Raw genomic sequence first — 20,276 nt, forward strand, 5'->3', positions numbered from 1 at the left:
GTGCCGCAGCTCCTACACATTGTTTTGCGGACATCAGTTGGGGCGTGTGCGACATAGGTGCAAACGCCAGACGCATGCTAAGCGGCTAATATGGCAGTTCAACGCTGTCGATTGTCTGAGATTTTCGCTTTATGCAAACTGCTTATACCGTCCTGATCCTGCTGATGCTGGTCAGCGTTTCGCGTCTGGTCGGACGGGTCATTCCGCTGCCGCTGCCTTTGGTGCAAATCGCCGCTGGCGCCTTGCTGGCGTGGCCGACGCTGGGTCTGCACGTCGCCCTCGACCCCGAACTCTTCCTGTTTCTGTTCCTGCCGCCGCTGCTGTTTTCCGATGGCTGGCGCATGCCCAAACGCGAATTCTGGCATCTGCGCGGGCCGATTTTGACGCTGGCGGTCGGGTTAGTGCTGTTCACCGTGGTCGGTGCCGGCTATTTCATTCACTGGTTATTGCCGGCGATTCCGTTGCCGGTGGCTTTCGCCCTGGCCGCTGTGCTGTCACCGACCGACGCCGTGGCGGTTTCGGCAATTTCGCAGAATCGCTTGCCGACGCCGCTGATGCACATCCTGCAGGGCGAGGCGTTGATGAACGATGCCTCGGGTCTGGTGACGTTCAAGTTCGCTTTGGCCGCCGCGATCACCGGGGTGTTCTCGCTGACCAACGCCAGCCTGACCTTCGTCGTGGTGGCGCTCGGTGGTCTGGCGGTCGGCGTGGCGTTGAGCTGGCTGGTCGGGCGTTTGCGTGCGTGGATGATCGCGCGCGGCTGGGACGATCCGGCGACCCACGTGGTGTTCATGTTGCTGCTGCCGTTCGCTGCTTATGTATTGGCTGAACGCCTTGGCGTGTCGGGGATTCTTTCGGCGGTGGCGGCAGGGATGATGCAGAGCTGGCTCGACTTGTTGCCACGCCAGACCAGCACCCGCCTGCTCAATCGCAGCGTCTGGTCACTGTTGGAATTCGCCTTCAACGGCTTGATTTTCCTGCTGCTTGGTCTGCAATTGCCGGACATCATCAAAGCCGTGGTCAGCCACGAACCGACGTTGTGGCCGACATTGTTCTATCGCTGCCTCGACGTCGTGGCGATTTTCCTCGCGTTGGTATTGCTGCGGTTTATCTGGGTGCAGAGCATCTGGCGTTTGTCGGTGTTGCTGCGGCGTTTGCGCGGTAAAGGCGAGCTGACTCAAGTGCCGACCGCGCGTTCCTGCTGGCTGCTGACCGTCGGCGGTGTGCGCGGAGCGGTGACGCTGGCGGGTGTGATGTCGGTGCCGATGCTGATGGGCTCGGAGGCATTTCCCGAGCGCGATCTGCTGATCTTCATCGCCGCCGGGGTGATTCTGCTCTCGCTGATTTCGGCGTGCATCGCGCTGCCGCTGTTACTGCGCGGCATCGAAAAGAGCCCGGACGACAAGCGCCGGCAGGAAGTGCGCGATGCCTGGCGCAAAACGGCTGAAGCAGCGATTCACTCTCTGGAAACTGAAGAGTTACCGCCGCAAGATGCTGCACAAGCAGCGCTGGCGGCAGAGCTCAAGGCGCGGATCATGTCTGAATATCGCCATCAACTTGACGTGTTCAACGATTCCGCCGAAGCGCAGGCGATGGCGTTTCAGATGGATCTGCTGGAGCGGCGTTTACGTTTGAAGGCGCTGCGCGCGCAGCGCCTGGAACTCTATAGTCTCAGCCGTCATCACCAGATTGGTGATGACGTGTTACGTGAAGTGTTGGGTGAACTTGATTTGAGCGAGGCAAATCTGGGACAGGTGAAATAACCAGGCCCGGGTTTACACCGGGCAGGGGTAAGCCTTCGCCATGAAGGCTTTATCTTTTTCGCTGAGCTCCAGATTAAGAAAATTCTGAAAATCGCCTGTGGTCCAGGATTGGTAGATGACGTAGTGCATGATCGACTTGCGGTCGTAGTCCGAGCAAATGCTGTCTTCGGTGGCTGCCCGATCAAGATACTCACGGTGTAGCCATTGGCGCTTCCTGTTCGCCTCGTAGTTATCCTCATCAGGATTATCGGTAATGCCGTGTCTTTCGTAGATGGCGGGCACATTCCATGGAATTGCGGCTGCCGGGTGGATCTGTTCGTGTTCCGCACCCAGCATATGGCCGAACTCATGCATCACATTCGCGGCGAAATAACGCGCGTGAATGGCCGGGTGAGGCCAGAGCTGCATCGTCGCTGTATGGGTATTGAGTAATGCGTCAGTGCCAATATTGGACGAGAAAACGCCATCGTTGCTAAGTATGCGGATATCCCCCTCGACACCCTCAACGAAATCAAACTTCAAGTTGATGTGCGGCAACCAATTGCTGGCTGCCGCGATGGTCGCGTCTTTGAACTCTTGCGTGCCATTGAGGAAGGCAATACGAAGAATACGGCCGGGAGTCCACAGTTTCGATGGATTTTTTTTAGCCCACATCAGTAATGCACTCCACACGAATTTGTCTGGGACAGGGCGGGGGCGTAAGTTGAATTGGATAACATGGTTTAACTTCCTTGTTTTTGCGAGATTGCTTATTGGGGATAGAGCAAGCTCATCATCTTGATGTCTTTCTTGCTGATCTCGCGATTGATCGGGTTCTCCCAGTCGCCTAAAGTCAAATCGTTAGATACCGGATGATGCATGATCGATTTACGGTCGTACTCGGTGTAAATCGCTTCGAGGGTGTTGAATGGCGTGAACAGGTTGAAGTCCACTTGCTCCGGGGTCAGCGGTCCCATCTCGCGGTTCTGGTAATAGTCGTACACTTTCGGTTTGTCCCACGGGATGTCGGCCTGCGGGTGCTGGTGTTCGTGCATGGCGCCCAGAGCATGGCCAAACTCGTGGGTGACAATGGTTTCAAAGTCTTCATGATCCGGTTTGACGCCCAGGTTCATCGTTGGCCAATCCGGATGAATCAGCAGCGCGTCTGTACCGAGCATGGAACTGTTGTAATTATTCTTTGTGGCGATGCGAATATCACCTTGCAGGTCATCGACAAACTCGAAACTCAGATTAACGTACGGAATCCAGCGAACAGCTGCCTCCATGATTTTGCGTTTGTGATCAGGATCCACGTCGTCGATGAAGGCGATGGTCAGCGTTCGACCATTGGCCCACAGTTTTGAATAGTTGATCAGCGAGCGTTTGCGTCGACCGCCGCTGGCGGAAGTTACGTTCGCCGGATTCTCTTTAATGGCCGCCTCATAAGCAGCGAGATCATCCGGCCACTGTAGGAGTTTGCAATCCTGGAGATCATTCATCTTTATCTTCTTCCCTGAAGTTGTACTTAATGTTGAATTTTATGCGATGAAATTCGCGACTCAAGAGTAAGTCGTGAGGGCCGAAAGAGGGAGTGATCAGTTGTTTTGAAGTGTAACTTGCAAGCGCAAGTTGCCGTGCCAGATTGCCTGGCACGGTTTTCAGCTATTTATTTCTGACGGGTAAAAAACGCGCGAATTCGTTCCGCCGCTTCAACACATTCAGCCAACGGCGCAACCAGCGCCATACGCACACGGCCGGCACCCGGATTAACGCCATCGACATCACGGGACAGATAAGAACCCGGCACCACAGTGACATGCTCTTGTTCGAACAAATCACGGCAGAACGCCGCGTCATCACCGTTCACATTTGGCCACAGATAGAAGCTGCCATCCGGGCGTTGCACGTCCATCACCGGGCTGAGAATTTCCAGTACCGCGTCAAACTTCTCACGGTACAGCGCACGGTTGGCGCGCACGTGTTCTTCGTCGTTCCACGCGGCAACGCTGGCCAGTTGCGTTTGTACTGGCATCGCGCAGCCGTGATAGGTGCGGTACAGCAGAAAGCCTTTGAGGATGTCGGCATCGCCAGCAACAAAACCGGAGCGCAGGCCTGGCAGGTTCGAGCGCTTGGACAGGCTGTGGAAGACCACGCAACGTTTGAAATCCTTGCGGCCCAGTTCAACGCAAGCGGTGAGCAGGCCGGGCGGTGGCGTTTGTTCGTCGAAGTACAGCTCGCTGTAGCACTCGTCCGCAGCAATCACGAAATCGTATTCGTCGGCCAGAGCGATGAGTTTTTTCAGCACATCGACCGGGATCAGCGCACCGGTCGGGTTACCCGGCGAGCACAGGAACAGGATCTGGCAGCGCTTCCAGATGTCCGGCGACACCGCGTCGAAATCCGGGTTGAAGCCGTTTTCGTCGAGGCATGGCAGGTAGTGCGGCTTGGCCCCGGCAAGGAACGCGGCGCCTTCATAGATTTGATAGAACGGGTTCGGGCTGACGACCAAAGCATCATCGCCGCGATTGACCACGGTCTGAGTGAAGGCGAACAGCGCTTCCCGGGTGCCGTTGACCGGCAGCACGTTGCGCGCCGGATCAATCCAGCCGCTCGGCACGCCAAAACGCCGCTCGCACCAGCCGGCGATGGCTTCGCGCAGGGCCGGGATGCCCAAGGTGGTCGGATAGACCGCCATCTGATCCAGACTGTTCGCCAGTGCTTCGGCGACAAAACCTGGCGAGCGGTGTTTCGGCTCGCCAATCGACAGGGCGATCGGGCGTTTGTCCGGGTTCGGCGTGACGGTGCCGAGCAGGGCACGGAGCTTCTCGAACGGGTAGGGCTGGAGCTGGTTCAGAGCGTTGTTCATTGGGGCCTCTTTAAGTGTGAAAGGGGAGCCATTGTGGCGAGGGGATTTATCCCCGTTCGGCTGCGAAGCAGTCGTAAAACCTGTGCGCGCGGACTTTCAGTCAAATCGCAGTGAATGGTTTTAGGGCCGCTACGCAGCCCAACGGGGATAAATCCCCTCGCCACAGGGGAAATTCATTGATTCAAATACTGATACGCGAAAGCTTGATATCCGGTTCCTGATTGACGCTCAACTGCTCAACAATCGCGTCCTGCAAGCGGCTGCACAGCAGCGGATCGGAGAGCGGCTGGTTGTGCGCATCAGTGATAAAGAACACGTCTTCCACCCGCTCGCCCAAGGTCGCAATCTTGGCGTTCTGCAGCGACAGGTCGAACTCGAGGAAAATCCCGCCGATCCGCGCCAGCAGGCCCGGTCGATCCGGTGCGGTCAACTCCAGCACAGTCACCGGGCGCTGCGCATCGTTGTGGATCGTCACTTGCGGTGCAAAGGCGAAATGCTTGAGCTGGCGCGGTACCCGGCGCTGAATGATCGTCGGGTAATCGTCGGGGTTGCGCAGCGCTTCGGTCAGGCCTTCACGGATCTGTTTGACCCGCGTCGGGTTGTCGCCGATGGACTCGCCCTCGTTATCGAGCACGATGTAAGTGTCGAGGGTGAACTGGCTGCTGGAGGTGATAACCCGCGCGTCATGAATGTTCAGGTTGAGCTGATCCATCGCCGCCACGGTCACCGCGAAGAAGTCGTGCTGGTCCGGTGCATAAATGAAGATCTGCGTGCCGCCCTCGAACTCGCGCTGGGTGGTTTCCTTGATCAACACCAGCGGCCCGCCATCGACCGGTTGCTGCAGGATCGCATCACTGTGCCAGGCCACGTCGCCAGCGGTATGGCGCAAGAAATAGTCATCGCCCAACTGCGCCCACAACTGCTCGACATCGTCCGGGTCGGTGCCGCCGCGCACCAGAATATCCAGTGCGGCGCTCTGGGTCTGGCGGATCTGTTCTTCGCGATCGACCGGGTTTTCCAGGCCACGACGCAAAGCGCGCTTGGTTTCGGTGTAGAGCTGGCGCAACAGACTGGCGCGCCACGAATTCCACAGCGTCGGGTTGGTTGCGTTGATGTCGGCCACGGTCAGCACGTACAGATAGTCGAGGCGGGTTTCGTCGCCGACAGCCTGAGCGAAATCGTGGATCACCTGTGGATCGGACAAGTCCTTGCGTTGGGCGGTGGTCGACATCACCAGATGGTTCTGCACCAGCCAGACGATCAGGCGGCTGTCCCACACCGGCAACTGGTGGCGCTGGCAGAACGCTTCGGCATCGACCGCGCCGATCTCCGAGTGATCGCCATGCCGGCCCTTGCCGATGTCGTGGTACAGACCGGCCATGTAGATAAGTTCGGGTTTGGGCAGCTTGGCCATCAGCTTGGCGGCCAGCGGGAATTTTTCCGAGACCTGCGTGTACTGCAATTTGCGCAGGTGCTTGATCAGGTTCAGCGTGTGCGCATCGACGGTATAGATGTGGAACAGGTCGTGCTGCATTTGCCCGACGATAAAACCGAATTCCGGCAGATAACGCCCGAGAATGCCGTAACGGTTCATACGGCGCAGGTTGCGGTGGATGCCGATCTTGCACTTGAACAGTTCGATGAACAGGCTGGTGTTGCGTATGTCGTTGCGGAAGTTGTCGTCGATCAGATGACGGTGCTCGCGCAGCAGGCGAATGGTGTCGGCGCGCACGCCTTTGATTTCCGGCTGCTGGGCCATCAGCACGAAGATTTCGAGCATGGCGAATGGCGTGCGGCGGAATACGTTGTCGTTGCGCGCTTCGATATAGCCGTCATGCAGTTGAAAGCGTGCATTGATCGGCTGTGGCGGCGCTTCGTCTTCCGGCGCGAGGATGACTTCTTCGAAGTGCTGGATGATCAGGTCGCTGAGCTGGGCAATGCTCATTACTACGCGGAAATACTGTTGCATGAAGTTTTCGACGGCCTGTTTGGCGTCGTCACCTTCAAACCCGAGCAGCCCGGCAATGGTGCGCTGATGGTCGAACAGCAAGCGGTCTTCGGAACGGCCCGCGAGCATGTGCAGGGCGTAACGCACTTTCCAGAGGAATTCCTGGGAGGAGGCGAGCAGGGCGTTTTCGCTCTCAACGAGGAAACCTTCGCCAGCGAGGGCGCGCAGGTTCAGCGTGCCGTATTGGCGACGCGCAACCCACAGAATGGTCTGAATATCCCGCAGGCCGCCGGGCGAGCCTTTGACGTTGGGTTCCAGGTTGTATTCGGTGTCGTTGTATTTGTGGTGGCGGGCCTTTTGCTCGGCGCGTTTGGCCAGGAAGAATTCCTTGGCCGGCCACATGTGTGCGGTGCTGGTGACGTCGAGCATGCGCTGACGCAGACGCTCGGGGCCGCAAATGGTGCGGCTTTCCATCAGGTTGGTGACTACGGTCAGGTCGGCGCGGGCCTCTTGGGCGCATTCGTCGACCGAGCGAACGCTCTGACCGACTTCCAGGCCGATGTCCCACAGCAAGGTGAGAAACCGTTCGATGGAATCGCGGAAAACTTCGTGGTCGGCGCTGTCCAGCAGGATCAGCAGGTCGATGTCGGAATACGGGTGCAGCTCACCGCGGCCATAGCCGCCGACCGCGACCAGCGCGATGTCGGCGTCTTCGCTCCAGTTGAACTGCTCCCAGGCCTTTTGCAGGATGTTGTCGACGAACCAGGCACGGTCTTCGATCAGGCGGCGAATGTCGCGGCCTTGGCGAAAACGCGTGTCGAGAACCTCGCGAGCCTGACGGATCGCCTTCTTGAACGCCGCGATAGGACTCGCTTTCAAGGCCAGTTCAGCCTGGAACTGGCCGCGGTCGAAGAGTTCGGGATCCACCTGCGGCATCGATTGGCTTTCCTTCTATAAGGCTGGGAGCGTTTGCTGGATCAGGCCGAGATGCGCGCGATAGTGTCGTCGGCGCGCAGGGTGAAGATCTCGTAGCCGGTGTCGGTGACCAGCAGGGTGTGTTCCCACTGTGCCGACAGCTTGCGGTCTTTGGTGATCGCGGTCCAACCGTCGCCCAATACTTTGGTGTCGGCCTTGCCCTGGTTGATCATCGGCTCGATGGTAAAGGTCATGCCAGCCTTCAGCTCCATGCCGGTGCCGGCGCGGCCGTAGTGGAGGATCTGCGGCTCTTCGTGGAAAACCTTGCCGATACCGTGACCGCAGAATTCGCGGACCACCGAGAAGCCGTTCTTTTCAGCGTGCTTCTGGATGACTTCGCCGATGTCGCCGAGGCGGCAGCCAGGTTTGACGATTTCGATCGCCTTGTACATGCATTCCTGGGTGATCTGCGACAGACGTTCAGCCCAGACCGGCACTTCGCCGACGTGGAACATGCGGCTGGTGTCGCCGTGGTAGCCGTCTTTGATCACGGTCACGTCGATGTTCAGGGTGTCGCCGTTTTTCAGCGGCTTGTCGTTCGGGATACCGTGGCAGACCACATGGTTGATCGAAGTGCAGATCGACTTCGGGTAGCCCTTATAGTTGAGCGGGGCAGGGATGGCTTGCTGCACATTGACGATGTAGTCGTGGCAGATCTGGTTCAGCTCATCGGTGGTAACGCCCGGTTTGACATGTTCGGCAATCATTTCCAGCACATCGGCGGCCAGTTTGCCGGCGACACGCATGCCAGCGATGTCCTCGGGGGTTTTGAGGTTGACGGTCATACAGGCCCTCTCTGCGCTCGGCGGCGCTTGCTGATACGAATAGGGTGGCAGGTGTGCGTTTTGCGACCCTGAAAAACGCGATTCTAACAGACGCACGGCGCAAATCCGCGCCTGCGTGCATCGCTTCTCTCTATACAATGGTGCGTTCGAAGCCGATTCCAAGGGGGGTGCGCCCATGTCCTTGGTGCGAATACAGATTTCGGGTTCCGTTTCTGCGCACCCTGTGGTATAAAATGCGCCGCTTTCCGGGGATACCCCGAAAGGCTTAAATCCACACACGTGTCGACACGATGACCTGGGTGCTTTTGGCTATATGCCACTGGTTGGTCATTGGGATACGTGGAGGCCAAACCCGACTTATTAAGGAACTATCATGTCCCAAGTCAATATGCGCGATATGCTGAAGGCCGGTGTGCACTTCGGTCACCAAACCCGTTACTGGAATCCGAAAATGGGTAAGTACATTTTCGGCGCGCGTAACAAGATTCACATCATCAACCTTGAAAAAACCCTGCCAATGTTCAACGAAGCTCTGACTTTCGTAGAGCGTCTGGCCCAGGGCAAAAACAAGATTCTGTTCGTCGGCACCAAGCGTTCCGCTGGCAAGATCGTTGCTGAAGAAGCAGCACGTTGCGGTTCGCCGTACGTCGATCACCGCTGGTTGGGCGGCATGCTGACCAACTTCAAAACCATTCGTGCTTCCATCAAGCGTCTGCGTGACCTTGAAGTTCAAGCCGAAGACGGTACTTTCGCCAAGCTGACCAAGAAAGAAGCGCTGATGCGCTCCCGTGATCTTGAGAAGCTGGATCGTTCGCTGGGCGGCATCAAGGACATGGGCGGTCTGCCAGACGCACTGTTCGTGATCGACGTTGACCACGAGCGCATCGCGATCACCGAAGCCAACAAGCTGGGCATCCCGGTTATCGGCGTTGTCGATACCAACAGCAGCCCGGAAGGCGTTGACTACATCATCCCAGGCAACGATGACGCAATCCGCGCTATCCAGCTGTACATGGGTTCGATGGCTGACGCTGTTATCCGTGGTCGCAACAATGTTGGCGGCGGCACTGTAGAATTCGCAGCTGAAGAAGCTCCGGCAGCTGCAGCTGAGTAATTAACGCCCTGGCGTTGACTCAGTAAGCAAAAAGGGGGCTTGGCCCCCTTTTTGCCACCTCGAAAACCAATTGTTGGCGCCCACTTGTGGCAGCGCCCGCCCTGTATTTGTAACGTGCAGCGGCTACAAACGGGTTCGGGAAGAATTGAACGCCCGTTCGATCGGGTGGAATGGTTGAAAACCTATCCAAGAGGAATTTGAAAATGGCAGCAATTACTGCAGCGTTGGTTAAAGAACTGCGTGAGCGTACTGGCGAAGGCATGATGGACTGCAAGAAAGCCCTGGAAAAGGCTGACGGCGACATCGAAAAAGCCATTGATGACATGCGTGCTTCGGGCGCAATCAAGGCTGCCAAAAAAGCAGGCAACGTAGCTGCTGAAGGCGCGATCGCTCTGAAAGAAGACGGCAAATCTGCTGTTCTGCTGGAAGTGAACTCGCAGACCGACTTCCTGGCTCTGCAGGACGACTTCAAGGCATTCGTTGCTGAAAGCATTGAAAAAGCCTTCGCTGACAAGCTGACTGATGTTGCTCCGCTGATCGAAGCCCAAGAAGCTGCTCGCCTGGTACTGGTCGGCAAGGTTGGCGAAAACGTCAACATCCGTCGTCTGGTTCGCGTAGAAGGCGACGTTGTTGGTGGCTACCTGCACGGCAACAAGATCGGTGTTGCAGTTGTTCTGAAAGGCGGCAACGTTGAACTGGCCAAAGACATCGCTATGCACGTAGCGGCCAGCAACCCTGAGTTCCTGCTGCCATCGGAAGTTTCGGCTGAAGCGATCGAGCGCGAAAAAGCTGTGTTCCTGCAGCTGAACGAAGAAAAAATCAAAGGCAAGCCAGAAAACATTGTTGAAAATATGGTCAAAGGCCGTATCAGCAAGTTCCTGGCCGAAGCAAGCCTGGTTGAGCAGGCGTTCGTCAAGAACCCTGAAATCAAGGTTGGCGAACTGGCCAAGAAAGCCGGTGCTGAAATCGTTTCCTTCACTTACTTCAAAGTAGGCGAAGGCATCGAGAAGCCGGTCGACAACTTCGCTGAAGAAGTTGCTGCCCAGCTGGCTGCCGCCAAGCAATAAGACAGTTTTCAACTGTCGCCCGAAAGAGGCTGCCCGCTCACGCGCGCAGCCTCTTTTCAGATGGGGTCACCAATTTTTTATTGGTTTCCACTTGGAACTGACTTACAAAGCCATGTTCCGATGGCGCTGAAGCAGCGCCAAGCTAGAGTGAACGCCAGCTGTAAACAGCTCGCAAAGAATTTTTTAATACGCCGCAGGAGAGATTCGCAATGGCTCAGCAGGGCAGTGGTTATCAGGCTCGCTATAAACGCATTCTACTCAAGCTTAGCGGCGAGGCCCTGATGGGCTCGGAAGAGTTCGGGATCGATCCGAAAGTACTGGATCGCATGGCGCTGGAAGTCGGCCAACTGGTCGGCATCGGCGTTCAGGTCGGTCTGGTGATCGGTGGCGGCAACCTGTTCCGTGGCGAAGCCCTGAGCAAAGCCGGTATGGATCGGGTCACAGGCGACCACATGGGCATGCTGGCCACTGTGATGAACGCCCTGGCCATGCGCGATGCGCTGGAACGTGCCAATATCTCGGCCATCGTCATGTCGGCCATTTCCATGGTCGGCGTGACCGATCACTACGATCGCCGCAAAGCCATGCGTCACCTGAACTCCAAAGACGTCGTGATCTTCGCGGCCGGTACCGGCAATCCGTTCTTCACCACGGATTCGGCAGCCTGCCTGCGTGCAATCGAAATCGACGCCGACGTCGTGCTGAAAGCGACCAAGGTTGATGGCGTTTACACCGCAGACCCGTTCAAAGACCCGCATGCCGAGAAGTTCGATCATCTGACTTATGATGAAGTACTGGATCGCAAGCTGGGCGTGATGGATCTGACCGCTATCTGCCTGTGCCGCGACCACAAGATGCCGTTGCGCGTATTCAACATGAACAAGCCTGGTGCCCTGCTGAACATCGTCCATGGCGGCGCTGAAGGCACCCTGATCGAGGAAGGTCAACAATGATCAACGAAATCAAGAAAGACGCTCAAGAGCGCATGCAAAAATCCCTGGACTCTCTGTCCCATGCTTTTGGCCAGATTCGTACCGGCAAGGCTCACCCAAGCATTCTGGGCAGCGTGATGGTGCCGTACTACGGCGCAGACACCTCCATCACTCAAGTAGCCAACATCACTGTGAAGGACTCGCGCACCCTGCAAGTCGTTGCCTTCGAGCGCAACATGCTCGCGGCAGTCGATAAGGCAATCCAGAGCGCTGGCCTGAACCTCAACCCGACCAACCTGGGCGAGTTGTTGCTGATCTCCATGCCTGCCCTGACTGAAGAAACCCGCAAGGGCTTCACCAAGCAGGCGCGCAGTGCCGCCGAAGATGCTCGTGTTGCCGTGCGCAACATTCGTCGTGACGCCTTGGGCGAGCTGAAAAAGCTGGTCAAGGACAAAGAAATCAGCGAAGACGAAGAGCGTCGTGCTGCTGCCGATATCCAGAAGCTGACCGACAAGGCCGAAGCTGATATCGATACAGCTACCAAGCAAAAAGAAGCGGATCTGATGGCCGTATAAGGGTCGAGTTTTTAATGGACAAGACCAAGCAGACTGCGCCGTCCGCGGTGCCGCGCCATGTCGCGATCATCATGGATGGTAACAATCGCTGGGCTAAAAAACGCTTTATGCCAGGTGTCGCCGGGCATAAAGCGGGCGTGGATGCTGTGCGGGCAGTGATCGAGGTGTGCGCTGAGGCCAAGGTCGAAGTGCTGACCTTGTTCGCCTTCTCCAGTGAAAACTGGCAGCGTCCGGCCGATGAAGTCAGTGCCTTGATGGATCTGTTCTTCAAGGCGCTGCGTCGTGAGGCCAAGCGCCTCAACGACAACAACATCAGCCTGCGCATCATTGGTGATCGTTCGCGCTTTCATCCTGAGCTTCAGGCCGCCATGCGTGAAGCTGAAACGATGACGGCAGGTGCCAATCGCTTCATTCTGCAGATCGCCGCCAATTACGGCGGTCAGTGGGATATCGCGCAAGCTGCACAGCGTCTGGCGCGTGAAGTCCAGGCCGGGCATCTGCGCCCGGAAGACATCACTCCTGATCTGTTGCAAACCTGTCTGGCCACCGGTGATCTGCCGCTACCGGACCTGTGCATTCGCACGGGTGGCGAACATCGCATCAGCAACTTCCTGCTTTGGCAGCTGGCTTACGCCGAGTTGTATTTCTCCGACCTGTTCTGGCCGGACTTCAAACACGATGCCATGCGCAATGCGCTGGCCGATTTCGCTTCGCGTCAGCGTCGCTTCGGTAAAACGAGTGAACAGGTCGAAGCTGGAGCCCGGGTTTAATGCTTAAACAACGAATCATCACTGCGCTGATCCTGCTGCCGATCGCCTTGTGCGGTTTTTTCCTGCTCGAAGGTTCGGGTTTTGCCCTGTTCATCGGTCTGGTCGTGAGCCTGGGTGCCTGGGAATGGGCACGTCTGGCGGGCTTTACCGCACAATCGTTCCGCGTCGGCTATGCCGCGGTCGTCGCATTGATGTTGTTCGTCATGTATGTGTTGCCAGGCCTGGCGCCTTGGGTGCTGGGGGCTTCGGTGCTCTGGTGGGCGGTGGCGACGTACCTGGTACTGACCTATCCGCGTTCCAGCGAACATTGGTCCACGGCTGCCACCAAATTGGTCATTGGCTTGCTGATTCTCTTGCCCGCCTGGCAGGGTTTGGTACAGATCAAGCAGTATCCGCTGGGCAACTGGCTGATCATGGCGGTCATGGTGCTGGTGTGGGGCGCGGACATTGGCGCCTATTTCTCTGGCCGAAAATTCGGCAAGCGCAAACTGGCGCCCCAAGTCAGTCCGGGTAAAAGCTGGGAAGGCGTTTATGGCGGTCTGGCATTGAGTCTGGTGATCACTGCCGTCGTCGGGCTGGTGCGTGACTGGACGGTTGCCGAATTGCTCAAAGGCTTGATTGGCGCCGCGCTGATCGTTTTCATCTCCGTTGTCGGCGACCTGACCGAAAGCATGTTCAAGCGTCAGTCCGGCATCAAGGACAGCAGTAATCTGCTGCCGGGTCATGGTGGTGTTCTGGATCGCATCGATAGCTTGACCGCCGCCATCCCCGTCTTCGCTGTATTGCTGTGGATGGCTGCGCCGTGAGTCGTCCTCAACAGATTACCGTTCTTGGGGCGACAGGCTCGATTGGCCTGAGCACCCTCGACGTCATTGCTCGTCATCCTGAGCGTTATCAAGTTTTCGCCTTGAGTGGTTTCACTCGCCTGAGTGAGTTGCTGGCCCTTTGCGTGCGTCACGTGCCGCAGTTTGCAGTGGTGCCGGAAGCGATTGCCGCGCGTGGTCTGCAGGACGACTTGCGTGCTGCCGGCTTGCCGACCCGTGTTCTGGTGGGGGAGGAGGGCTTGTGTCAGGTCGCCTCTGCTCCGGAAGTCGATGCGGTCATGGCGGCGATTGTTGGCGCTGCGGGCCTGCGTCCGACGCTGGCTGCGGTCGAGGCGGGCAAGAAAATCCTGCTGGCCAATAAGGAGGCGCTGGTGATGTCCGGCGCCTTGTTCATGCAAGCCGTGCGCAAGAGTGGTTCGGTCCTGCTGCCGATCGACAGCGAACACAATGCGATTTTCCAGTGCATGCCACAGGATTTCGCCCGTGGCTTGAGTTCGGTGGGCGTGCGACGGATCTTGCTGACAGCCTCTGGCGGCCCCTTCCGGCAGACGCCGATGGCTGAGCTGGCGCATGTTTCACCTGATCAGGCCTGTGCGCACCCGAATTGGTCCATGGGGCGCAAGATCTCCGTGGATTCAGCCAGCATGATGAATAAAGGGCTTGAGTTGATCGAGGCCTGCTGGTTGTTCGATGCAAAGCCTGCGCAGGTCGAGGTGGTGATCCATCCGCAGAGTGTGATCCACTCGTTGGTCGATTACGTCGATGGCTCGGTGCTGGCGCAATTGGGCAACCCTGATATGCGCACGCCGATCGCCAACGCCCTGGCTTGGCCGGAGCGCATCGATTCGGGTGTGGCGCCGCTGGATCTGTTTGCAGTCGCGCGGCTGGACTTCGAAGCCCCGGATGAACAGCGTTTTCCTTGCTTGCGTCTGGCCCGTCAAGCGGCTGAAGCGGGCGACAGCGCGCCGGCGATGTTGAATGCGGCCAATGAAGTGGCGGTGGCAGCGTTTCTCGATGGGCGGGTTCGCTACCTGGAAATCGCGAGTATCATCGAAGAAGTCTTGAGTCTTGAGCCGGTTGTTGCGCTGGATGATCTCGATGCGGTGTTTACCGCCGACGCAAAAGCCCGGATTCTGGCTGAGCAATGGCTGAGCCGGCACGGCCGATAGATTTTGCAACACAATGGCTACACGCGACACTGAACAGGATTGCGGAGAAAGTAGATGAGCGCGCTCTATATGATTGCCGGCACCCTGATCGCCTTGGGTGTGCTGGTCACCTTTCACGAATTCGGCCACTTCTGGGTCGCGCGACGCTGTGGCGTCAAGGTTCTGCGTTTCTCCGTAGGCTTTGGCATGCCCCTGCTGCGCTGGCACGACAAGCAAGGCACCGAGTTCGTGGTTGCCGCGATTCCGCTCGGTGGGTACGTCAAGATGCTCGATGAGCGCGAAGGCGAAGTCCCGTTCGAGCAGCTTGATCAGTCGTTCAATCGCAAGTCCGTGCGTCAGCGTATCGCCATTGTGGCCGCGGGTCCGATTGCCAATTTCCTGCTGGCCCTGGTGTTCTTCTGGGTGCTGGCGATGTTGGGCAGCGAGCAGGTGCGCCCGGTCATCGGTGCGGTCGAGTCCGGTAGTATCGCCGCCAAGGCTGGTCTGACGGCGGGTCAGGAGATTGTCGCAATTGATGGCGAGCCGACTTCGGGCTGGGCAGCGGTCAATTTGCAATTAGTGCGTCGTCTGGGTGAAAGCGGTTCACTGCAGTTATTGGTGCGTGAGCAGGGTTCTACGGCGGATTCGCCGCGCGAACTGGCGCTGGATCATTGGCTCAAGGGGGCCGACGAGCCGGATCCGATTCGTTCGTTGGGTATTCGTCCATGGCGCCCGGCCTTGCCGCCGGTGCTGGCTGAGCTCGATCCAAAAGGCCCGGCGCAAGCTGCTGGCCTGAAAACCGGCGACCGTCTGGTGTCGCTCGACGGTCTGGCGTTGAACGACTGGCAGCAAGTGGTCGATACCGTTCGTACGCGTCCTGATACCAAAATCATGCTGCGTGTCGAGCGTGATGGTGCTCAAATCGACGTCCCGGTGACGCTGGCGGCTCGCGGCGAAAGCAAGGCGCCAAGCGGTTATCTGGGCGCTGGCGTCAAAGCGATCGACTGGCCGCCGGAAATGATCCGCGAGGTCAGCTATGGGCCTTTGGCCGCGATTGGCGAGGGCGCTCGTCGCACTTGGACCATGAGCGTCCTGACCCTCGATTCGCTAAAGAAAATGCTGTTCGGCGAGCTCTCGGTAAAAAACTTGAGTGGACCGATAACCATTGCTAAAGTGGCGGGCGCTTCTGCCCAGTCGGGCGTCGCTGATTTCCTGAATTTCCTTGCTTATCTGAGTATTAGCCTGGGTGTTCTGAATTTGCTGCCCATTCCTGTACTGGATGGGGGGCATTTGTTGTTTTATCTGATCGAGTGGGCGCGTGGTCGTCCCTTGTCGGATCGGGTGCAAGGTTGGGGGATACAGATCGGTATCAGTTTGGTGGTCGGGGTGATGTTGCTTGCTCTGGTCAACGATCTGGGTCGACTGTAACGCTTCGCTGAATTGCGAATCTGCCGCATTTTGCGGCAGTTTGTTTATTGCCAGTTGGAATAAGAAAGGACTTCATGAAACGTCTGCTGCTAACTGCGGTTCTCACCGTATTGATGATCGCCGAAGTTCACGCCGAGTCCTTCACTATCTCTGATATTCGCGTCAATGGCCTCCAGCGGGTCTCCGCGGGTAGTGTCTTTGGTGCCTTGCCGTTGAACGTCGGCGAGCAGGCGGATGATCGTCGCCTGGTGGAATCCACTCGTGCGTTGTTCAAAACCGGTTTCTTTCAAGATATCCAGCTGGGCCGCGAAGGCAACGTTCTGGTAATCACGGTTGTCGAGCGCCCATCCGTCGCCAGTATCGAAATCGAAGGCAACAAGGCGATTTCCACTGAAGACCTGATGAAGGGCCTCAAGCAATCCGGTCTGGCCGAAGGCGAGATCTTCCAGCGTGCCACCCTCGAAGGCGTGCGTAACGAACTGCAGCGCCAGTACGTCGCGCAGGGCCGCTATTCGGCTACCGTCGATACCGAAGTGGTCTCGCAGCCGCGTAACCGTGTTGGTCTGAAAGTGAAGATCAACGAAGGCACCGTTGCCGCCATTCAGCACATCAACGTGGTGGGCAACACGGTTTTCCCTGAGGAAGACCTGACCGACCTGTTCGAACTGAAAACCACCAACTGGCTGTCGTTCTTCAAGAACGATGACAAGTACGCCCGTGAAAAGCTTTCCGGTGACCTGGAGCGTCTGCGTTCCTACTACCTGGACCGTGGCTATATCAACATGGATATCGCTTCGACCCAGGTGTCCATTACCCCGGACAAGAAACACGTCTACATCACCGTCAACGTGACCGAAGGCGAGAAGTACACCGTTCGTGACGTCAAACTCAGCGGTGACCTGAAAGTCCCTGAAGACCAGGTCAAATCGCTGTTGCTGGTGCAGAAGGGCCAGGTGTTCTCGCGCAAGCTGATGACCACCACCTCCGAACTGATCACCCGTCGTCTGGGCAACGAGGGTTACACCTTCGCCAACGTCAACGGCGTGCCTCAGCCGCACGATGACGACCACACTGTCGACATCCTGTTTGCTGTCGATCCAGGCAAGCGCGCTTACGTCAACCGCATCAACTTCCGTGGCAACACCAAGTCCGAGGACGAAGTGCTGCGTCGTGAAATGCGCCAGATGGAAGGCGGCTGGGCTTCGACCTACCTGATCGACCAATCCAAGACCCGTCTTGAGCGTCTGGGCTTCTTTAAAGAAGTCAACGTTGAAACCCCGGCCGTGCCGGGTGTCGACGACCAGGTCGACGTGAACTACGCGGTTGAAGAACAGGCTTCCGGTTCGATCACCGCCAGCGTCGGTTTCGCCCAGAGCGCCGGTCTGATCCTCGGTGGTTCGATCACCCAGAACAACTTCCTCGGTACCGGTAACCGTGTCAGCGTCGGTCTGACCCGAAGCGAATACCAGAGCCGCTACAACTTCGGTTACGTTGACCCGTACTGGACCGCCGATGGCGTGAGCCTGGGTTACAACGCGTTCTATCGCACCACTGACTACAAAGACCTCGACGTCGACGTAGCGAGCTATGCGGTAGACAGCCTCGGTGCCGGCGTCAACGTTGGCTACCCGATCAGCGAGACTTCGCGTCTGACCTTTGGTCTGTCCGCACAACAAGACAAGATCAAGACCGGTACTTATACCGTTGACGAGATTTTCGACTTCGTTAAGAAGGAAGGCGATCAATACCTGAACTTCAAGGCGTCGGCCGGCTGGTCCGAATCCACTTTGAACAAAGGCGTGTTGCCGACCCGTGGCCGCTCCCAGAGCCTGACGCTGGAAACCACTATTCCAGGCAGCGACCTGTCGTTCTTCAAGCTTGATTACCGTGGCCAGTTGTTCCAGCCACTGAGCGAGAACTACACCATGCGTCTGCACACCGAATTGGGTTATGGCGACGGTTACGGTTCGACTGACGGCTTGCCGTTCTATGAAAACTACTATGCTGGTGGTTTCAACTCGGTTCGTGGCTTCAAGGACAGTACGCTGGGTCCGCGCAGTACGCCTAGCCGAGGTGCAGGTGTGACCGGCAACACCGGTACGCTTGCCGACCCGGATCAGGATCCGCTGCCGTTCGGCGGTAACGTGTTGATCCAGGGTGGTGTCGAGGTGCTGTTCCCGCTGCCGTTTGTCAAAGATCAGCGCTCCCTGCGTACTTCGGTATTCTGGGATGTCGGTAACGTGTTTGACTCCAAGTGCGAGAAGACTACCAACGCTACCGTCGGTTCGACTTCCAGCACTCAGTGCAACGATATCAGCCTCAGCAACATGGCGAGCTCCGTCGGTGTGGGTGTGACCTGGGTCACCGCGCTGGGTCCTCTGAGCTTCGCGTTGGCCATGCCGATCAAGAAACCGGATGACGCTGAAACTCAAGTGTTCCAATTCTCCCTCGGCCAGACGTTCTAAGCGTCTGACCCAAGATAACGACAATGGATTTTGTAGGAGTGCATCGTGCGTAAGTTGACTCAATTGGTTCTCCTGGCCTCCTTGATGGTGGCAGGCCCGGCATTTGCCGACATGAAAATCGCTGTTCTGAACTATCAGATGGCGCTGCTGGAATCCGACGCGGCCAAGAAGTACGCCGTGGATGCCGAGAAGAAGTTCGGTCCGCAACTGACCAAACTGAAAACTCTGGAAAGCAGCGCCAAAGGCATTCAGGACCGTCTGATGGCCGGTGGCGACAAGATGCAGCAAGGCGAGCGTGAGCGTCTGGAGCTGGAATTCAAGCAAAAAGCCCGTGACTTCCAGTTCCAGTCCAAAGAGCTGAACGAAGCCAAAGCTGTTGCCGACCGCGAAATGCTCAAGCAACTGAAGCCGAAACTGGATAGCGCAGTGGAAGAAGTCATCAAGAAAGGTGGTTTTGACCTGGTGTTCGAGCGTGGCGCAGTAATTGATGTCAAGCCTCAGTACGACATCACGCGCCAGGTTATCGAGCGCATGAATCAGCTGAAGTAACCCATGACCGTGACTATCAAACTCGGCCAGTTGGCCGAGTTCCTCGGCGCCACCCTGCGTGGCGACCCGGAGAAGCAAATTACTGGGCTAGCCACTTTGCAAGAGGCTGGCCCAGCTCAGTTGAGCTTTCTGGCAAATCCTCAATATCGCAAATACCTGGCAGGCTCGCAGGCAGCGGCGCTATTGCTCAAAGAAGCTGATGCTGAAGGCTTTGCCGGGAATGCGCTGGTGGTGCCGGATCCTTATCTGGCCTACGCACGTATTTCGCACTTGTTCGATCCCAAACCAAAAGCTGCGGCGGGTATCCATCCATCGGCAGTGATTGCGGACGACGCTGTGGTTGATCCAACCGCCAGCGTCGGCCCGTTTGTGGTTGTCGAAGCCGGTGCGCGGATCGCTGCTCAGGTGACCTTGGGCGCACATTGCTTTATCGGCGCGCGCAGTGAAATTGGTGAAGGCGGCTGGCTCGCGCCCCGCGTGACCCTGTATCACGACGTGCGCATCGGCAAACGTGTGGTGATTCAGTCCGGTGCGGTACTCGGTGGTGAAGGCTTCGGCTTTGCCAACGAGAAGGGTATCTGGCAGAAAATTGCCCAGATCGGTGGCGTGACCATCGGCGATGATGTCGAGATTGGCGTGAATACCGCCATCGACCGTGGTGCGCTGGCCGACACCGTGATCGGCAATGGTGTGAAGCTCGACAACCAGATCCAGATTGCGCACAACGTCCAGGTCGGTGATCACACCGCCATGGCCGCCTGTGTCGGCATTTCTGGCAGCACCAAGATTGGCAAGCATTGCATGCTCGCTGGCGGTGTCGGTCTGGTTGGCCACATTGATATTTGCGACAACGTTTTCCTCACCGGGATGACCATGGTGACTCACTCGATTACCGAGCCGGGTGCCTATTCTTCCGGTACAGCCATGCAACCGGCGGCCGAATGGCGCAAAAGCGCGGCCCGCATCCGTCAGCTCGATGACATCGCGCGACGTTTGAAACAGCTGGAAAAGCGCGTAGGGGAAGTGACCCCTGACGGCAATGCTTCATCAGATGGCTGATACCATTTCCATATCAAGTGTGCACAGCC

17 protein-coding genes are annotated in these 20,276 nt (G+C 57.5%); 12 read left to right on the top strand and 5 right to left on the bottom strand.

Going from position 1 to position 20,276, the window contains the following annotated elements; translation table 11 throughout:
- The first annotated feature begins 131 nt into the window (after positions 1-131).
- Positions 132-1,763, top strand: coding sequence for a Na+/H+ antiporter (locus tag PMI37_RS13590; protein WP_008081687.1), 1,632 nt, complete (start codon positions 132-134; stop codon positions 1,761-1,763).
- 12 nt (positions 1,764-1,775) lie between these two features.
- On the opposite strand, the gene PMI37_RS13595 is transcribed toward PMI37_RS13590, so the two are convergent.
- From PMI37_RS13595 to map, 5 genes are all read right to left on the bottom strand, one after another.
- Positions 1,776-2,417 (bottom strand): hypothetical protein, encoded by a 642-nt coding sequence (locus PMI37_RS13595; protein ID WP_008081688.1) that lies wholly within the window; start codon positions 2,415-2,417, stop codon positions 1,776-1,778.
- 95 nt (positions 2,418-2,512) lie between these two features.
- Positions 2,513-3,241, bottom strand: a complete 729-nt coding sequence (locus PMI37_RS13600; protein ID WP_008081689.1) for a M12 family metallopeptidase — start codon at positions 3,239-3,241, stop codon at positions 2,513-2,515.
- A 167-nt stretch (positions 3,242-3,408) separates the two neighbouring features.
- A complete protein-coding gene (gene dapC / locus PMI37_RS13605) occupies positions 3,409-4,608 on the bottom strand; it encodes a succinyldiaminopimelate transaminase (protein WP_008081690.1) in 1,200 nt (399 codons plus the stop codon).
- 181 nt (positions 4,609-4,789) lie between these two features.
- The gene (locus PMI37_RS13610; protein ID WP_008081691.1) at positions 4,790-7,492 is read right to left on the bottom strand and encodes a [protein-PII] uridylyltransferase; all 2,703 of its coding nucleotides are present in this window, start codon (positions 7,490-7,492) and stop codon (positions 4,790-4,792) included.
- A gap of 41 nt (positions 7,493-7,533) precedes the next feature.
- On the bottom strand, positions 7,534-8,316 hold the full coding sequence (gene map / locus PMI37_RS13615) for a type I methionyl aminopeptidase (protein ID WP_008081693.1): 783 nt from the start codon (positions 8,314-8,316) through the stop codon (positions 7,534-7,536).
- Between the two features lie 373 nt (positions 8,317-8,689).
- On the opposite strand from map, the gene rpsB reads away from it, so the two are divergent.
- From rpsB to lpxD, 11 genes are all read left to right on the top strand, one after another.
- Positions 8,690-9,430, top strand: coding sequence for a 30S ribosomal protein S2 (rpsB, locus tag PMI37_RS13620; protein WP_008081695.1), 741 nt, complete (start codon positions 8,690-8,692; stop codon positions 9,428-9,430).
- Positions 9,431-9,633: 203 nt separating this feature from the next.
- A complete protein-coding gene (gene tsf, locus PMI37_RS13625; protein ID WP_007908856.1) occupies positions 9,634-10,497 on the top strand; it encodes a translation elongation factor Ts in 864 nt (287 codons plus the stop codon).
- 209 nt (positions 10,498-10,706) lie between these two features.
- Entirely contained in the window at positions 10,707-11,450 is a 744-nt protein-coding gene (gene pyrH, locus PMI37_RS13630; protein ID WP_003222124.1) for a UMP kinase, read from the top strand.
- Entirely contained in the window at positions 11,447-12,004 is a 558-nt protein-coding gene (frr, locus tag PMI37_RS13635; protein ID WP_008081697.1) for a ribosome recycling factor, read from the top strand. Before pyrH ends, frr begins: the two co-directional genes overlap by 4 nt.
- A 14-nt stretch (positions 12,005-12,018) precedes the next feature.
- Complete coding sequence (gene uppS / locus PMI37_RS13640; protein WP_008081700.1) at positions 12,019-12,774, top strand: polyprenyl diphosphate synthase; 756 nt, start codon at positions 12,019-12,021, stop codon at positions 12,772-12,774.
- Positions 12,774-13,580 (top strand): phosphatidate cytidylyltransferase, encoded by an 807-nt coding sequence (locus tag PMI37_RS13645; RefSeq protein ID WP_008081702.1) that lies wholly within the window; start codon positions 12,774-12,776, stop codon positions 13,578-13,580. Before uppS ends, PMI37_RS13645 begins: the two co-directional genes overlap by 1 nt.
- Positions 13,577-14,767, top strand: coding sequence for a 1-deoxy-D-xylulose-5-phosphate reductoisomerase (gene ispC, locus PMI37_RS13650; protein ID WP_008081704.1), 1,191 nt, complete (start codon positions 13,577-13,579; stop codon positions 14,765-14,767). The genes PMI37_RS13645 and ispC overlap by 4 nt, the downstream gene beginning before the upstream one ends.
- 54 nt (positions 14,768-14,821) lie before the next feature.
- Positions 14,822-16,174, top strand: coding sequence for a sigma E protease regulator RseP (rseP, locus tag PMI37_RS13655; protein ID WP_008081706.1), 1,353 nt, complete (start codon positions 14,822-14,824; stop codon positions 16,172-16,174).
- A gap of 74 nt (positions 16,175-16,248) precedes the next feature.
- Entirely contained in the window at positions 16,249-18,639 is a 2,391-nt protein-coding gene (gene bamA / locus PMI37_RS13660) for an outer membrane protein assembly factor BamA (RefSeq protein ID WP_008081708.1), read from the top strand.
- Between the two features lie 45 nt (positions 18,640-18,684).
- Complete coding sequence (locus PMI37_RS13665; protein WP_007908849.1) at positions 18,685-19,188, top strand: OmpH family outer membrane protein; 504 nt, start codon at positions 18,685-18,687, stop codon at positions 19,186-19,188.
- A gap of 3 nt (positions 19,189-19,191) precedes the next feature.
- Positions 19,192-20,247, top strand: a complete 1,056-nt coding sequence (gene lpxD / locus PMI37_RS13670; protein WP_008081709.1) for a UDP-3-O-(3-hydroxymyristoyl)glucosamine N-acyltransferase — start codon at positions 19,192-19,194, stop codon at positions 20,245-20,247.
- Positions 20,248-20,276 lie beyond the last annotated feature (29 nt).

The sequence above is a fragment of the Pseudomonas sp. GM80 genome, assembly GCF_000282515.1.
Lineage (GTDB): Bacteria > Pseudomonadota > Gammaproteobacteria > Pseudomonadales > Pseudomonadaceae > Aquipseudomonas.

What these genes read in the sequence shown, in the direction of transcription:
- PMI37_RS13590 (WP_008081687.1), top strand. Translation starts at nt 132, where the DNA reads ATGCAAACTGCTTATACCGTCCTGATCCTGCTGATGCTGGTCAGCGTT.
- PMI37_RS13595 (WP_008081688.1), bottom strand. Translation starts at nt 2,417, where the DNA reads ATGTGGGCTAAAAAAAATCCATCGAAACTGTGGACTCCCGGCCGTATT.
- PMI37_RS13600 (WP_008081689.1), bottom strand. Translation starts at nt 3,241, where the DNA reads ATGAATGATCTCCAGGATTGCAAACTCCTACAGTGGCCGGATGATCTC.
- dapC (WP_008081690.1), bottom strand. Translation starts at nt 4,608, where the DNA reads ATGAACAACGCTCTGAACCAGCTCCAGCCCTACCCGTTCGAGAAGCTC.
- PMI37_RS13610 (WP_008081691.1), bottom strand. Translation starts at nt 7,492, where the DNA reads ATGCCGCAGGTGGATCCCGAACTCTTCGACCGCGGCCAGTTCCAGGCT.
- map (WP_008081693.1), bottom strand. Translation starts at nt 8,316, where the DNA reads ATGACCGTCAACCTCAAAACCCCCGAGGACATCGCTGGCATGCGTGTC.
- rpsB (WP_008081695.1), top strand. Translation starts at nt 8,690, where the DNA reads ATGTCCCAAGTCAATATGCGCGATATGCTGAAGGCCGGTGTGCACTTC.
- tsf (WP_007908856.1), top strand. Translation starts at nt 9,634, where the DNA reads ATGGCAGCAATTACTGCAGCGTTGGTTAAAGAACTGCGTGAGCGTACT.
- pyrH (WP_003222124.1), top strand. Translation starts at nt 10,707, where the DNA reads ATGGCTCAGCAGGGCAGTGGTTATCAGGCTCGCTATAAACGCATTCTA.
- frr (WP_008081697.1), top strand. Translation starts at nt 11,447, where the DNA reads ATGATCAACGAAATCAAGAAAGACGCTCAAGAGCGCATGCAAAAATCC.
- uppS (WP_008081700.1), top strand. Translation starts at nt 12,019, where the DNA reads ATGGACAAGACCAAGCAGACTGCGCCGTCCGCGGTGCCGCGCCATGTC.
- PMI37_RS13645 (WP_008081702.1), top strand. Translation starts at nt 12,774, where the DNA reads ATGCTTAAACAACGAATCATCACTGCGCTGATCCTGCTGCCGATCGCC.
- rseP (WP_008081706.1), top strand. Translation starts at nt 14,822, where the DNA reads ATGAGCGCGCTCTATATGATTGCCGGCACCCTGATCGCCTTGGGTGTG.
- bamA (WP_008081708.1), top strand. Translation starts at nt 16,249, where the DNA reads ATGAAACGTCTGCTGCTAACTGCGGTTCTCACCGTATTGATGATCGCC.
- lpxD (WP_008081709.1), top strand. Translation starts at nt 19,192, where the DNA reads ATGACCGTGACTATCAAACTCGGCCAGTTGGCCGAGTTCCTCGGCGCC.